The following is a 15800-nucleotide window of genomic DNA, read 5'->3' as shown; positions in this document are numbered from 1 at the left end:
ATTCAATATTTACGAATCAATAGTTGTAGTTTTAACGAATATTAGTTATAAGAATTGCGATCGTAAAAACACAAACATAAAAAATATTAATATATTTGAGATTTCATTATGACTTCAAACCACATTTCCACGAAGAAAACATTTAAGTTTGGCCTAGGATGGCAAATATTAATTGCACTGATTTTAGGGGTTATTGTCGGCGCCTTTTTGCATGAAAGCGTAGAATATAAAGATTGGTTAATTGTGAATGTTTTATCCCCAGCGGGAAAAATATTTATTCAGTTAATTAAAATGATCGTCGTGCCAATTGTTATTTCAACGCTTATTGTGGGTATCGCTGGTGTTGGTAATACTAAACAACTCGGCTCATTAGGATTTAAAACGATTCTCTATTTTGAAGTGATTACAACGATTGCGATAGTTGTCGGGATCAGTTTTGCCAATATCTTTCAACCCGGTGTTGGCATTGATATGTCACAACTCACGCAAGTTGATATCTCACAATATGAGAAAACCACGCAAGAAGTAGAAAGTCACCCTTCCGGTATCATTAATACCATTTTAACCATGGTACCAAGTAATATATTTGCTTCTATGGCGAGTGGTGAAATGTTACCCGTGATCTTCTTTGCCGTATTATTCGGATTAGGGCTCTCTTCATTACCTAAAGAGAAAAAGCAACCCTTACTGGATGTGCTACAAACGTTCTCAGAAACGATGTTCCGCGTCACTAACATGATTATGCTGTACGCTCCTATCGGGGTATTTGCTCTTATTTCAGTCACCGTTGCCAACTTTGGTTTTGCCTCACTCGTTCCATTATTAAAATTAGTGATCCTTGTACATTGTGCAATCTTATTTTTTGCAATCGTTGTGTTAGGACTCGTTGCTCGCTATTGTAAAATTAATATTTTTACTTTAATGAAAATCTTAAAAGACGAGTTATTATTAGCCTATTCAACAGCAAGTTCTGAAACCGTATTGCCACGTATTATGGATAAAATGGAAAAATACGGGGCGCCTAAATCTGTTACCAGCTTTGTTATTCCTATTGGTTATTCATTTAATCTTGATGGTTCAACACTTTATCAGAGTATTGCGGCTATCTTTATTGCTCAGTTATATGGCATTGAATTATCTATCGGCCAAGAGTTAATTCTTGTATTTACGTTAATGATTACATCAAAAGGAATTGCTGGTGTACCGGGTGTATCTTTCGTTGTCCTACTCGCCACTTTAGGCAGTGTAGGTATCCCATTAGAAGGATTAGCCTTTATTGCGGGCGTTGACCGTATTCTTGATATGGCACGAACCGCCTTGAATGTTATCGGTAATGCCCTTGCTGCATTGGTTATTGCTAAATGGGAACATAACTATGATGAAGTCAAAGCTCAAGAATATGAAAAAACATTCTAACTATTGAGTGTATATGCGAAAACACCAAGCTAACACTTGGTGTTTTTTTAGTTATATCCAATCTATCTTTAATAACTGAATTAAGACATCATTATTATTGATAATTTCTATTAATATAAACAATGAGAACTCAGTTCAAGAATCACCACACCAAAATAACTAAGTATATTTACTTTATCACTCCGTCATGTTAAAAATTCATCTTATTAAAATAATAATATTGATACTGTCTATTATTCCTTTTCGTTACAGACCATATCAAATCATGTTGTTAATCTAAATTATTCAATCCGGTTTAGCAGGGTAAAACTAAATGATTAAGCAGCTAATGCATTAATAAATATGTTTAATATTTATATCAACTGATTACGCTATTACATCTTATTAAAACCGGAGTTGATACTATGAATAAAATCATTTTTCCATTTTTAATTTCAGCTTGTTATATAGGTAAGCTCATGGCAGCAGACTATTTTATTGACCCAAAATCTTCAGCTGCATTATGGGTAGAAAAAAATAAGCATGACCCAAGAGCCGTACTCATCAATACAAAAATTGCCTCTGTTCCTACCGCAATTTGGCTATCCAAAATTCAAGAAAATGAAACAGAATTAACTCAGCAAATTTCAGGCTATATCACGCAGGCCAATAAACAAAAAACTCAATTGATGCTTGTTCTATACGGGTTACCTAACCGAGATTGCTCTGGACAAGCGTCAGCGGATAACAGTGCCAACACTCAAAAGTATCAAACATGGATTAATACACTCGCTAAAACAATTTCAGATACTAAGGTGACGATCATTCTTGAGCCTGATGGCTTAGCCGATATGAGCTGTTTAACGCCATCACAACGTAAAGAAAGGATTGAATTACTCAATTATGCTGTCACTCGCTTTAAAACACTAAGTCCGAATGTTTATCTATATATAGATGCTGGTCATATGCGATGGCAGCCAGCAAAAGAAATGGCAACACAGTTGGTCAACGCGGGTATAAAAGACGCTTATGGTTTCTCATTAAATGTTTCTAATTATCACCCTACCGAGCCAACTATCAAATATGGCGAAGAGATAAATCAATTTATCGCCGCACTTTCTAATGCTCGCCCGAATATCATTATTGATACTTCTCGTAATGGTAATGGAGCCTCATCACTACCTAACCAATGGTGCAATCCAATGGGTCGTAAAATTGGTGAAGGCCCGAAAGATATCTCTGCTACTGTTAAAACAGCATGGATTAAACCACCTGGAGAATCAGATGGGGATTTTTCACCTAAAGCAGATTGCCATGGTGGCCCTAAAGCGGGTGTATTCAGTCCTGATTTAGCCGTGCGATTAGTTAATGGGGATTAATCTACAATCAGAAGCACCGTGATGATGAGTCAGTTTCTCTAGAAATATAGAAAGTGCCGATAATCATCGTTATCAGCACTTTCTTTTATACTAATGAATAACGACAGCGATACTAATATTCAACGTTATCACACAGTGTTTGTATTTGATTCACCATTCTCGCCATATGAAAACCATCAATAGTTGCATGGTGTACTTGCACTGAAAGAGGCAATAGCACCTTTTCACCTGAATAATGATATTTTCCCATCGTAAAAATAGGTGGAAAATAATCAGTGAAATTAGCCACATTTAAATTGAACCCTTCAAAGCTCACCCATGGGATCATCGAAATGCAAAAATGATTTTCCGGGTAGTCTGGTTTAGCCATCAAATCGAGACAATCTTTATATAATAATTGGTCTTGCTGGTAATGAGATAAAAATATCGACCAGTCATCATTATATTCAGTCCATAACTGTGAAAATGTTTCTGTCTGCTGATGAAAAACCGTATAAGCAGGGTTGACCTGATCCCACAGTACAAGCTCCCCCTCTTTTATGGCCATACGTGATTCAGGGTAATGGTTGACCGCTTTAGAGATAAGGTAAATCATAACAGGATAAAGTTTATAACCTTGCTTAACAATTACCGATTTTAGCGTACTAATATCTAGCTGAGTCGTTAAACTAAACCCACATGGCATCGCCTGACGGTAAAATGAGAAATGTTGTTTTCTATTCCACTCATCAATATTCACTTTAGTATAATTCATTTTATTGCCCTTCTCGTTGATTAATAATGTTTTTTAACGAAGAAGGGCGACTCTCTCTGCTTTACTAAGCAACATATTTTCTGCTCCATATCATGACATAATGCATACATTTATTGCTGTCAGATCCGATTAACTCGGAACCACTCAAATAAGGTGTTTATTATAATAAAGCTAGTCTCTAAAAAATGCATCATTTTTGCCCTATAGAAAAAATTTATAACATTTACCCCCGATAAAAAGCACAATCAACGATGTCTACTATTTCAATCCAATAACATTTACATTATCTTTTTAATCAAAGAGATAAAAAATAAACACCAGAATTTAATGACTGTTTTATAACAATGATGCCCCTTTCTGTCATCATTTCCCCTATAAAAATTTGACTTAATACTGTAAAATTATTCGAAATAGAGAAATGATGGAAATAAGGAATAAATATGGACTCTCTTATAGAAGCTATTGTGGGAATTTTTAGTTTTCTTTTCGAGTTACTCTACTCTCTTTTTAATCTTTTCGGCTTTAGAATAACCGCACTAATTATTAGCTTTGTTGGTGTTTATGCCCATGACTTCCAATTGAGCTGGATATTCGGGTATATCGCTTTAGCTATTATCCTATATAGCCCATTAATCTATCAGCGAATTATAAAAAAATAACCCGCTTATCACTAAACGCTTTATCCAGAGCTCATAAACTGACGTATTAACCATACGTCAGTTTAAAACTGTCATGTATTATCTATATTAAAGCCAAAAATATTGTCACCTGCTGGTGATTGTATTCATAAATAAATGAAAATATCCCAAAGCGGCATGCTACCCGCTGCTAATCTGCACTAAAAACGCTCAAAACAGCACAGTCGTTGTTTTTGATTGCGCCAATATACTCATAAATAATGTTAACTATCACTAATACCGGCAAACCGCCGTTCTATTCTCTTTAACCTAATATCGCCTACAGAGCATTAAGATACTTCGGGGGGCATTTTTGTTTGAGCCGTTTACTCCTGAAAGTGTGTATCTTTAGTGATATTTAACCCAACCATCTATTTTCGATGCTCAATAACCTTTATTGGATAAATGTTTCTATTTGTTACAATAGGTATTAAGATTAAGTCATTATAAATATGGAAATAATGTAGATATGTTTTTTAAACTTGGAAATTTTTTTATCTTTTTAGTTTGTACTTCCATTCTTATGCATGATGACGTTTCGGGTGTAATTGATGTTCTCATTAGATATTTAAGGAATGAAGTCATCTAAACCTACAGCGAGGAAATGGCCTGTTTATTGACAATTACGCATTTACCATTCTGACCCTACACTGCTAATTGGTAACGCTTCGTTTCGAGATGAGAACTGTGATTTGCAAAGGTTTCATACTGCCAACGGTGATCTGCCACCCATTGAGTATGAACAAAATTCCTTAAGAAAAGTGTCCTGATTCAGTTGTGCAGAACAATTTTCCTGATTACCCTAAATGGGATTTACTAGACACAGTATGGTGGAAAACATTTGGTGGTGCTGATTATTTAACCAAATATAAAGAGAGGAACGGCTAGAAAACTAGATGATTTTATTCAACCTTATTACTCAAACAAAGGAGAACCTATTAGAGAGTGGACATCTTATGGTAGGAGGATTTTAGAAAATAGAGATAGAATTAGAAAGCTTCTAGGAATTCCTTGATATGAAAATAATACTAAAAATAGGCGCGTTTCTGTATTTAATCTTTTTATTACTATTAATTAATATCCTTTCAACATCTGACTATGAATGGATGGTTGGTGATGGGGATGTAGATAATCTTTGTCAACTTCCCCTTGGAGGTAGGTATATAATTGAGCCTATTTTAATATTAATACCATGTATCTTATTGTTCTTTTTTGAAAGAAATAAAAAATTAAGGTGGTCCTATGTACTAATTGTCATTATATATATTATATGGTCATTTTTTCTTCGGTTTACTTTTTGCTAAGAAATATTCTACCAGTTCCTCCAAGATCCATGATGTTAAACAGGCAATGCTGTTAATCGAATCCAAGTTACCGCCCCTCCCCCCCGAAACAGCCACACCTATACCAACCCAAAAATCTTGGCAATTCTGGAAAAATAGCCGGTTGGCGTTATTTTTACCGTGAAACCGAAACCGCCATTTTGATAACAAATGAGCAACACAAAATGGTCTTTTTTACGGTAGGAAGATGGGAATTTTGAGTGCCTAAGCATTGGGTAGCTTAAGCACCTTTATGTTAAATTCATACATTAGTTATTTTTTTTATGCATTTTTTTATCTAAGTAGTCAATCCGTAATTGAATATCGGTGTAACCTAGTTGATAAGCTCTTTTGTATAATTTGACAGCTTTCTCATAACTTTGAGGCACACTAAGTCCTTCCTCATACATCAATCCCAAGTTAATTAAACCACCAAGACTATCTTTATTGGAAGCATCTTGATAGAGTTTTACTGCTTTATTGATATCACGTTGAACACCAAAACCATGCTGATAAAGCAACCCCATTGAATTCATTGCCGCAGGATCCCCTTTGATGATGGCTTTTTCATAGCATTTTATTGCATCATCATAATTTTCTAAATCACCGTACAAATAACCTAATCGAGTAATCGCAAAATCATTACCGAATTTTATCGATTCTTTATACCATTTTTCAGCTAAATCAGTGTTTATCTCTCCCCCACGACCATTACGGTATAGGTCACCCAGACTCATCATTGCACTACTTGATTTATGTTTTTTAATTGCAATTTCATACATCTCTTTCGCTTTGGTATAATTATTATCCAACTCGTATAATATGCCTAAATTATAGTCAGCCGAAGATGATCCAAGCTCTGCCGCTTTTTGATAAAGCAAAATAGCCTCATTTTTTTTTCCTTGGTCTTCTTTTAGCATCGCTAAACGATTCATCCCGTTTGCATCGTTCTTATCCGACAGTCTCTGATAAATTTCTTCTGCCTTTTCGATATTTTTTTCGACACCAGTGCCCGTTTCATAAAAACGCCCGACAATTAATAATGCCTCATCATCCCCTTGGTTTGCTAAAGCCTCACACGCCGGAAAATTATTTTCCTCAGGAATACATTTGATCGTTGGTTCAGAATAAGACCATACGGGATTGCATAAGAGTAGGAATACAGTGACCATTATAATTTTATTACTTAGCATAACCAAAATTCACCTAATTATGGATTTATTTATTAATGGCTAATTTAATCTATCTAACGTTAGAAGGAAAACAACAAGCTTTGATATCACGCGGTTGTGGAACTTTAGATTCAATCGGAAACCGTTATCAAACAGATAAAAAAGATGCGATATTTGTCACTGAATTAAATTTTTCCATATCCAGATCGCAAAATTTGCCGCACCAACCTATCCAATTTACCAAATAGATAGATAAATCATCGCCATTATTGTTAATTGCGGTTTCAAATAATGAAACGCTCAATCTCGTCTTCAATTATTATCGAACAGCTCAGAATGGCGGAATTGAAAAATATTTCACGGTAAAATTAAACGAAGCATCGATTATTGATTACTCTCATCAATGCTCAAACAATATTTTACGTAATGATATCGAACCGGAAGAGCGATTGACGATCCGATATCGTGATATTACAACAGCTCAAATTATGGCTGGCACATCTGGCTACAGTATATCTAATGATAGTGTATTCTAATTTTTATACTTATTAATTAAGTGTCGAATTTCAGCAACAAAAGCATCATCACTCGCGGCATTACTTGGGCTTGCAGCTAACGTGATTAATGGGCTTAATTCCTCTTCAACGAAATAATAGGCCATGGTAATTTGACTTTTGTCCATCGCGTCATAGACGGCGCGATTCTTATTCTTCAGTCGCTTTGCCGCTTCCGCCATTTTTTCAATGGTCCCATAGCTGTATATCAGAGTGGCTACAATGACTGTTCGACTGATCACCGCACGGGGACCACCTAAAGGTTTAAAAAAAGACGGGGACTTTGTGATAATGAACGCAACAATACGCGTGATTATTGCTGCCACAATAAATTTCCGAATCTGTGATTCCGTCATGATATCAATCGTCACGCCTTCGGCAAAATTTCTAACCGATACATTCACTTGTTCATCAATTTTAAATCTATCATTAAAATTAATTGGTTTATTTATATTAGAAATAGCACCTGCCATTTGAATATAATCCGATAGCTTTCGTTTTCTCGTTGGCGGCATTTGGTTAACGATAGACCCAATGATAATATTGATAACCTCAGAAAGATTTTCATAGGGGTCATAAACAAACCGCAATAAATAGATAGCTTCAACATTTTCTTTCATGATGCGAGGACTTTGAGATACCCGAGATTTAAGAAGAAAATTCATACCTTGCAAAGGCGGAGGTAACACACCAAGTTCAGCAGCAGTATTTATCGAACGTTTAACACCTTTTGTTGAGGTTATGGCAAAATCCTCAGTTCCTTTTACCCAAGGATTACTGAGTGCCGTTTTAACCGAAGGTTCATCACCCTCACTCCGATAATAAATTGATTCATCTAATCCTCTAGGAGGTAAACATTCATTGGAGCGATTATGTACACTTTTAAGGTTTTTCAAAATTCGACGATAATAGCCAATCGTTTTTCCATGGCTTCATTAGCATCCATGATTTCACCGTTATAGCACGCATAATATTATTTTAAACTTTGCTTCCAAATATTTCTTCTGAACGAATCTGAAGTTTTGTTAAAGTCTCAAGCATATCGTCGTTATTGAGTGTACATTGGGGTTTCTTTTCTGTCGGTTTTTTATGTCTTCGAGATGGGCGATTGCCTGCTGGGACGGCTTGAAAGCGGGTATTATCACGCTTATCTTGAACCATTTTTACTAGTTCTAATGTGCGGCCTAAGCGTTTATTATCAACGATAGCGCCTGGTCAACCTCTGACAGCCGATCATATATGCCTGAAATATTTAGACCGGTTGTTATCTTTGTATTAGCTACAGTGTTAAGACGTTCAAACATACTCCATCTTGAATGATCACAGATAGATCTAGCTTGGATCCACCCTGAAGATGCAAAGGGAGGGAAAGCGATAGGTGTTGCCCTAAATAATACCGCCTGCAAGGTATTGAGAGAACAAATAGGAAAACACCAGCGCTTTGTATTTGTTCATACTGAAGCATGGCATAGGTCAGATGGAACGCCCACAGCTAAAGTTAGCAAAATGAGAATTAACCATAATACAGCTTGGAAAACAGGATTGCGCAGAGCTGGCATAGAAAACTTTCGATTTCATGACTTGAGGCATACTTGGGCGAGTTGGCTTGTTCAGTCCGGAGTGCCATTATCTGCACTTCAAGAAATGGGCGGCTGGGAATCCATAGAAATGGTCAAGAGATATGCGCATCTTGCCCCATCCCATTTGAAAGAACACGCAATGAAAATTGATGCTCTTTTTGATGAAGATGTCCCAAATATGTCCCATCAGTTATTAGAGGTGGTTAAATGACATGAATTACAAAAAAGAAAAAACCCGCTATCTGGTTGAGAGATAACGGGTTCTTATTTGGTGCCGGCTACCGGAGTCGAACTGGTGACCTACTGATTACAAGTCAGTTGCTCTACCAACTGAGCTAAGCCGGCGAATATGGCGGAAGGATAGAGATTCGAACTCTAGGATGGTTTCCCATCGGCGGTTTTCAAGACCGCTGCCTTCGACCGCTCGGCCATCCTTCCATGGGGCGCGATTATGGAGGAATCGACGCAGCTTGTCTACCCCTGAAAGTAAAAAAATTGATTTTTTTATTCTGTTTGGCTAATCTTCACTCAATTGTTCTCTATTTCATAATAAAAGTGTTAATATCTGTGCAAAATCGGTGTCTCACATTTTCATAGGCGTATGATTTTTAATCAATTAATATATTTTTGCCGACAGGACTGCTCACCATAATATGTACAGACAATTACTAATAAAAACGACATTGCTTTCACGCCTATTTTACGTCTTTATCCTGTTACTGGTCGTGATGCTATCTCTGTCGCTTTATAATTCATATCATTCATGGGTTATCAGCCGTAAAGCCGCGTTGGATACCATGGCAAAACAGTTGGCCTATCAGATTGAAGATTACCGTTATCAAGCCAATTTGATGTACAAGCTGGTTAATGAGAAGTTGACGCCACTTTCTGAAGTCACAACGCTTCCCTCGCCCCCTCACCTTACAAAAATCCGCCACGATGTTTTTTGGCTAAGCAGTTCAAACCAAACTATCGATGCCATTTTATTTGGTAATGATAAGGAGCAAAATATTCAGTTAGCAAGTAAGCTTGCCGACTACATGGAAATTGTTTGGGGGGCACGCAATGAATACAACTCAATGTATTTTCTTAATGGTTCTGATAACACACTAGTCTTGGTAACCACACATTCTATTTTAAAACCTGAATTGCGCTTTAAAGAGAGCTATCTCACGTTAACCGCGGAAGAAAAGCGTACAGACATGTTAACCCAGTCGACACTGTTAGATAGAAGAGAGATTATTTCTAATCTACAAAAACTGACACCTGAGCATATCTATTACTATACCTACCGTTTGATGTTTAACTCGCCTGGGCAGTTAACCAGTGTTATTTCTTTTGATATATCAATCAACTCTATACTGCCAACCAACCTTAAAGGCGATAATATTTCCTTATCACTACGCAACAGTGACACAAATAAGCTTTCTAATGTTGAACTTCGAGGCACTAGTATCGTTTTTGCACAACAGATAGAAGGTAGCAATTATCAGGTTTATTATCGTGTTCCCTTAAAAGATCTGGTTGTTGGTATCATTGGTTATAACCTTTGGCTGTTGACTTGCATCATTATTGTGACATTACTGGCTTTCTTTACCAGTATCTTTATTCGTAAACGGATTATTTCACCTAACTCGATTATGCAACATGAGTTGAAGCTGAAAGATACGCTTAATCACGACATCATTAACAACATTAGTTACGGTATTTTGGTGTATGACTTTACAACCAATAAAAAATTGCTCAGTAATAATGCGGCCAACTCCTTATTACCGTCTATGGATCTTAACCATATCAAGGAATTGGCTACAAATAACCATGACATGATCCAAATCTCGATTGAGAACAACGTTTATGAAGTCATTCTCGTTAAAATTAATATGCTAGAAGATACTTATCTTTTCATTATTATTGATAAAGATAAAGAAGCATTGACACAACGGCGACAAGAACTCGCTAACCGTGAGTATAAGAAAAATATTCAGTTAAGAAAGGTTGTCTTTGAGAATATGCAGAAGGAAATTCAACCTTCCTTAACGCTGTTAAATAACGCCGTTGAAGGACTTATTGAATCTCCGACAGCAAATAAGCAAGATTTCATTGATACCATCGTCCTGCAAACAACTCATATTAGCCGCTGGTTTAATAATATTAATTTATTAAATTCACTTGAGTCATCTGCCAGTAAATCATCTGCTGAGAAAATTTCCGTTAGTTCACTACTCACTCAATTTTTAAAACAAAATCTTTTTCGTCTTAGAAGTAAAGGATTAACGCTTTATTTTTATAATAACATTAATCCTGAATCTATGTTTTCATTAGATCCAACCTATCTAAGACATCTTTTACAACTCATTTTTGAGTACTCCATCGATACCACCTCTTTTGGAAAAGTGTCTATTACCCTTAATTATCAAGAAGATAAAAACCATATTATCATTGATATCAGAGATAGTGGTATGGGGCTCACCAAACACGAACTGAGTAATCTTCAGCATCCATTTTCGGGGCAAGTACTTACCTCATCACGATTTAGCCGTTCCGGCATTACCTTCTATTTATGTAAAGCAATCAGTAAAAAGATGAATGGGACTTTTACAATTAATAGTAGCCCTGCTATTGGCTCTCATTACCAACTTATTTTGCCTGTTAAATCAGCAACAATGGCCGATAGCTATCCGACTTTACTTGAAGATATACATATTCGTTTAGCTATTCATAATGCTGATGCTTCAAGAATAATCAGAAACACACTAACACATTACGGCGCTGACTTTTTAGACTTACATGAAAGTTCGCCACACTCGGATTGGGATTTATTGATCACTGATAATGATGAAAACCAGTTTAAAAACATCATAAAAGTTTCTGGAACGGTGCTAGGTGTCAACTCAATCACATCACAGCATTTAGAAGTTAACTATAACTTTGCAGATGAGCTGATTGATGCTATATCTTTGCTTATCGAACACGCAGCATCTGATGATAATAATTTAGAGTCCATTGGTCATATTCCATTTGCTAGCCAAGAGCTTGCTCAAACCAATGATGAATCAATGGAAAGTATACTTCACACTTATCAACATATTTTATCAAAAAGCGATTATAAGGAATTGTTCATAACAACAGTACCGATAGATATTAATAAACTGTATAATAGCGAAAGTGTTGAGGATTTGACCGAATTGAAAAACACAGCACATCGTTTAAAAGGAGTTTTTGCTATGCTAGATTTTGGGTTCCTTCACAAGCTTTGTGAAGATTTGGAACTTTACATAGCAGAAGAAAATAGCTTAAAAATAAGTAATTGCATTAGAGAACTGGATATTTCAGTGAAAAAACTAATGCTAGAAGGTAACCAATAATATGAATAACCTAAATGTCATTGTTGCCGATGATCATCCTATTGTTCTTTTCGGTATCAGAAAGTCACTCGAACAGATAGAATGGGTCAATATCGTTGGTGAATTTGAAGACTCAACATCTTTAATTAATAATTTAGCACGTTTAAATGCTGATGTTTTAGTCACTGATTTATCGATGCCAGGTGATAAATACGGTGATGGTATTACATTAATTAAATACATTAAACGCCACTATCCGGACCTTTCGGTTATCGTTCTGACAATGAACAATAACCCTGCTATCTTAAGTGCTATCCTTGAATTGGATATTGAAGGGATTGTTCTGAAGCAAGGTGCTCCCGCTGACTTACCTAAAGCATTAGCCGCATTACAAAAAGGTAAAAAATTTACCCCTGAAAGTGTGAGTAAACTGCTTGAGAAGGTCAATGCAAGTGGCTACGGCGACAAACGCTTATCACCAAAAGAAAGTGAAGTTTTACGCCTATTTGCAGAAGGCTTTTTGGTGACAGAAATTGCTAAGAAGCTGAATCGTAGTATTAAAACAATCAGTAGCCAAAAGAAATCAGCGATGTTGAAGCTTGGTGTTGATAATGATATCGCATTGCTTAACTACCTATCTTCTGTCAGTATTGATAATTCACCTAGCGATTAACCTATTGAATTATCTTTATATTATTGATGAAAAACCCTATAAAATGGGTTTTTCTCTTCTCTCTCGATACCGCTAGCTTCATTCTATACCTATTGGGCAATCACATATTTTAATAATGTTTCTTTCAGTATTGTGATTTTTGTCGGTTTTGATAAACAATCATTCATTCCCGAATCTATACAACGCTGCTTTTCATCTGCCATTGCATTCGCCGTTAATGCAATAATCGGGACCGCTGAACCCCGTTTTCTGAGTTCCTTAGCAAGCTCATAGCCATCCATATTAGGCATATTGACATCTGTCAAGACAATATCAACCGTATGATTTTCTAAGTATTTTAGCGCATCTAGGCCGTCAACCGCAGTCGATATACAAAAGCCAATATTGGCAATCTGGTCGCTCAATAACACCCTATTAATTGGATGATCATCAACAATTAATACTTGATAAGCAGATAGTGAACCATCAATTTCAAGTGAATTCGCTTTGATTGACTCTGCTTTTGCGACTTGCCCCTCAACTGTTTTTGAAATCACTTTATCAATAATAAAGGGTAATTTTTCATTTTGATAAGTGTTATATAGCCATTTATTAGGCGCTATTTCACGTAAGTCACCCACATAAAAACCACTGAGTTGGATTTCCTTTTTCACATTACACTTATGTGGCTCTTCACTATCAGTAATAAGCAAATCATAACTTTCTGTTTTTTCTATTTCATCACCGGAAAATACCACAAAATGATGGTATCTGAGTAATTTGGCTAAAAAGTCGGCTAAAAATTGATTTTGGCAATTAATTGCTATCCGATAACTAAAACGATACTCCGGTGTTTTTTGTTCAATATATTTTTGCCCATAAAGAGGTATTCGAATAATAAATGAACTACCTAGCCCCGTTTGTGAATTAACTTCGATATCACCATCCATCAAGCTAATCAATTTTTCACAAATGGCTAAGCCTAGACCAGTCCCTTTATGACCCACATTATTCTGATCATAAACTTGAAAGAAAGGGTCGAATAGTTGCAAAACAACCGCCTGAGACATCCCTATTCCAGAATCTTTAATTTCAATCTTTAAATAGTTTTCATCACGCCAAACATAAAAAATCACAAAACCTGAGTCTGTAAATTTAATGCTGTTATTAACAATATTAGAGATGACTTGTTGTAGCCTAACAGAGTCATTCAGCAATAAATCCGGTACATTGGGTTCAATAAAGGAATAGATTGCAATCTGTTTTTTGGCAATTAAAGGCAAATAATTGGCTAAAACAAAAGCAAAAACGTCACGGCAATTAAATAGTTTATTTTCAATTTTTAACTGTTTGGATTCTATTTTAGAAAAATCCAAAATATCGCTGATAATCTGTAATAACAGTGATGATGAATTATCCATCGTTGTAACCAACCGACTAGCTTTATCTGATAATTCAGCTCGCTGTAATAATTCAATATTACCAATAATTCCATACAACGGTGTTCGTAATTCATGGCTTACCGTCGCTAAAAACATTGATTTGGCATGGTTCGCTTGCTCTGCGGCATCCGCGACATCTTGCAACGATTTTTCCATTTGCACACGAATGCTAATATCGATAAGCACGCAAATCGCCACATCTTCGTTTTGATAACGTGAATTCACAAAGCTAATTTGTAGATGTGTACTACTCGTTGTCACCACATCAATATAATTACTCGATTTTTGTCGAATAATCGTCAGTATACGCTGCTTATCATCTTCACTTAATAAACGGAAATAGTCATGAGCCAGTTCATTACTCAAGATATTACCACCATCACTGAGCCTTAGAATAATAATACCGACAGGTGCTGAAGCTACGATTTTATGATTAAATTGTTCGTGTTCTTCGAGGCGAATAGCCGTATTCGCCGCGGGTATTAGCATTTTTCGTTCTAACAGCAAAATTAAGAAAAAGATCATCCCTCCTGTAATAATGTTAATAATCACACTATAAAAGATGGCTACCTTGTGCTCTGCTAATATCTCACTGGTTGGTACTGCATAAATAACCGTCATTAAGGAAGGCGTTAAGCGCTTTTTAAAAATTAGCTTTGAATAATCGGAATTAAAACCAAAAAAGCTTGGCTCTGAAATAGATAATAGACTGGAATTTTTTGGGTTAGAGTCCGCAGTGCTGTATAAAACGGGTTGGTTATAGGCGTTAACGACAACCGATTCAATTGACTTATTAGAACGCTGATTAAATTGGTTTAAGCTAATCGTTCTTTCTAAACCGATAAATCCATACAAACGGCCGTCAACATAGATAGGTTGGATTAAATAAAGTTGTCCTGAATCCGTTTGTGCGCCATGAACCACCGTATATAAATTGCGTTCTTGCCCTTGTAATCTAAGGCTTTGGTATGACCTGATATTCTCATAGCCAATTTTCTTAAGCATTTCGATATCTGATACTGTCGTTCGGATCGAAAAATCCATCATACAGTAGCTCTTAGAACCAATCACAAACACGTGATTTAACCCTTGAGGCGCAGCAATACTGTCTTTCCAAAAATAAATTAATTGCTCGAATGCCGTAAGATAATTCGTTGTGCTATTTTCGAAATATACACAATCGGCTTCAGGGGATAAGGGATATAAGGTATAAGAGCCGGTCACAGGTAGTGTCGGATAATTAGGTTGATTAACCAGTTTCTCCTCATGCTGTTCCGTCATAAACTGAATAGAACGTAAAGTTGTTCCTGTCTGTAAGATAAATGCCTGCATATTCTCAAAACTTGAATAGAATTGCTGGCGTATATCGGATTTACTTTCGTTGAATTGAGTGTAGAGAAAGAACAGAGTAATAAATACCCCCATTCCCCATAGCATTAAACCAAGGATACGAAATAAATCACGTGATAAACGTAATGATGTTCTAAATGATGGTAAGTATCTCAAGTTTTATCCTACACCAGCTATGT

9 protein-coding genes, 2 tRNA genes and 3 pseudogenes are annotated in these 15800 nt (G+C 36.1%); 7 read left to right on the top strand and 7 right to left on the bottom strand.

Translation table 11 applies throughout. The features are described from left to right. The first annotated feature begins 108 nt into the window (after positions 1-108). Positions 109-1416: a glutamate/aspartate:proton symporter GltP gene (gltP, locus tag ACWPW6_RS08000; protein ID WP_250000355.1), complete on the top strand. Its 1308-nt coding sequence runs from the start codon at positions 109-111 to the stop codon at positions 1414-1416. A 404-nt stretch (positions 1417-1820) separates the two neighbouring features. Continuing rightward, positions 1821-2774: a glycoside hydrolase family 6 protein gene (locus ACWPW6_RS07995; protein ID WP_154623201.1), complete on the top strand. Its 954-nt coding sequence runs from the start codon at positions 1821-1823 to the stop codon at positions 2772-2774. Between the two features lie 112 nt (positions 2775-2886). Here ACWPW6_RS07995 and catA read toward each other — a convergent pair whose 3' ends face one another. Next, positions 2887-3528: a type A chloramphenicol O-acetyltransferase gene (gene catA / locus ACWPW6_RS07990; protein WP_250000353.1), complete on the bottom strand. Its 642-nt coding sequence runs from the start codon at positions 3526-3528 to the stop codon at positions 2887-2889. Between the two features lie 1693 nt (positions 3529-5221). Here catA and ACWPW6_RS07985 point away from each other — a divergent pair. Then, positions 5222-5509: a DUF2645 family protein gene (locus tag ACWPW6_RS07985; protein WP_154635564.1), complete on the top strand. Its 288-nt coding sequence runs from the start codon at positions 5222-5224 to the stop codon at positions 5507-5509. Positions 5510-5796: 287 nt separating this feature from the next. On the opposite strand, the gene ACWPW6_RS07980 is transcribed toward ACWPW6_RS07985, so the two are convergent. Further along, positions 5797-6720: an SEL1-like repeat protein gene (locus tag ACWPW6_RS07980; protein ID WP_250000351.1), complete on the bottom strand. Its 924-nt coding sequence runs from the start codon at positions 6718-6720 to the stop codon at positions 5797-5799. A 35-nt stretch (positions 6721-6755) separates the two neighbouring features. Between ACWPW6_RS07980 and ACWPW6_RS07975 the strand changes: the two are divergent. Further along, positions 6756-7235: pseudogene (locus ACWPW6_RS07975) on the top strand (Hcp family type VI secretion system effector). Here ACWPW6_RS07975 and ACWPW6_RS07970 read toward each other — a convergent pair. Together ACWPW6_RS07970 and ACWPW6_RS07965 are read right to left on the bottom strand one after the other, a co-directional pair. Next, entirely contained in the window at positions 7232-8149 is a 918-nt protein-coding gene (locus ACWPW6_RS07970) for a hypothetical protein (RefSeq protein ID WP_163861156.1), read from the bottom strand. The pseudogene ACWPW6_RS07975 and the gene ACWPW6_RS07970 sit on opposite strands and share 4 nt — an antisense overlap. A gap of 82 nt (positions 8150-8231) precedes the next feature. Next, positions 8232-8491: pseudogene (locus tag ACWPW6_RS07965) on the bottom strand (ISNCY family transposase); the annotation flags it as partial. A 1-nt stretch (position 8492) separates the two neighbouring features. Here ACWPW6_RS07965 and ACWPW6_RS07960 point away from each other — a divergent pair. Beyond that, positions 8493-9044: pseudogene (locus ACWPW6_RS07960) on the top strand (site-specific integrase); the annotation flags it as partial. 58 nt (positions 9045-9102) lie between these two features. On the opposite strand, the gene ACWPW6_RS07955 reads toward ACWPW6_RS07960, so the two are convergent. Continuing rightward, positions 9103-9178, bottom strand: a tRNA-Thr gene (locus ACWPW6_RS07955). A 5-nt stretch (positions 9179-9183) separates the two neighbouring features. Next, positions 9184-9271 (bottom strand) — tRNA-Ser (locus ACWPW6_RS07950). 215 nt (positions 9272-9486) lie between these two features. Between ACWPW6_RS07950 and rcsD the strand changes: the two genes are divergently transcribed. Both rcsD and rcsB read left to right on the top strand, forming a co-directional pair. Continuing rightward, positions 9487-12198 carry a phosphotransferase RcsD gene (gene rcsD, locus ACWPW6_RS07945; RefSeq protein ID WP_196713207.1) on the top strand — a complete coding sequence of 904 codons (2712 nt, stop codon included), beginning with the start codon at positions 9487-9489 and terminating at the stop codon, positions 12196-12198. 1 nt (position 12199) lies between these two features. Next, positions 12200-12850, top strand: coding sequence for a response regulator transcription factor RcsB (gene rcsB, locus ACWPW6_RS07940; protein ID WP_154624744.1), 651 nt, complete (start codon positions 12200-12202; stop codon positions 12848-12850). A gap of 89 nt (positions 12851-12939) precedes the next feature. Here the strand turns inward: rcsB and rcsC are convergent, their stop codons facing one another. Continuing rightward, positions 12940-15720 (bottom strand): two-component system sensor histidine kinase RcsC, encoded by a 2781-nt coding sequence (gene rcsC, locus ACWPW6_RS07935; RefSeq protein WP_250000495.1) that lies wholly within the window; start codon positions 15718-15720, stop codon positions 12940-12942. Positions 15721-15800: the final 80 nt, after the last annotated feature.

The organism is Providencia sp. Marseille-Q8014 (genome assembly GCF_965112055.1).
The sequence above is the reverse complement of the archived record's forward strand: the minus strand, read 5'-3'. Positions and strand labels throughout refer to the sequence as shown.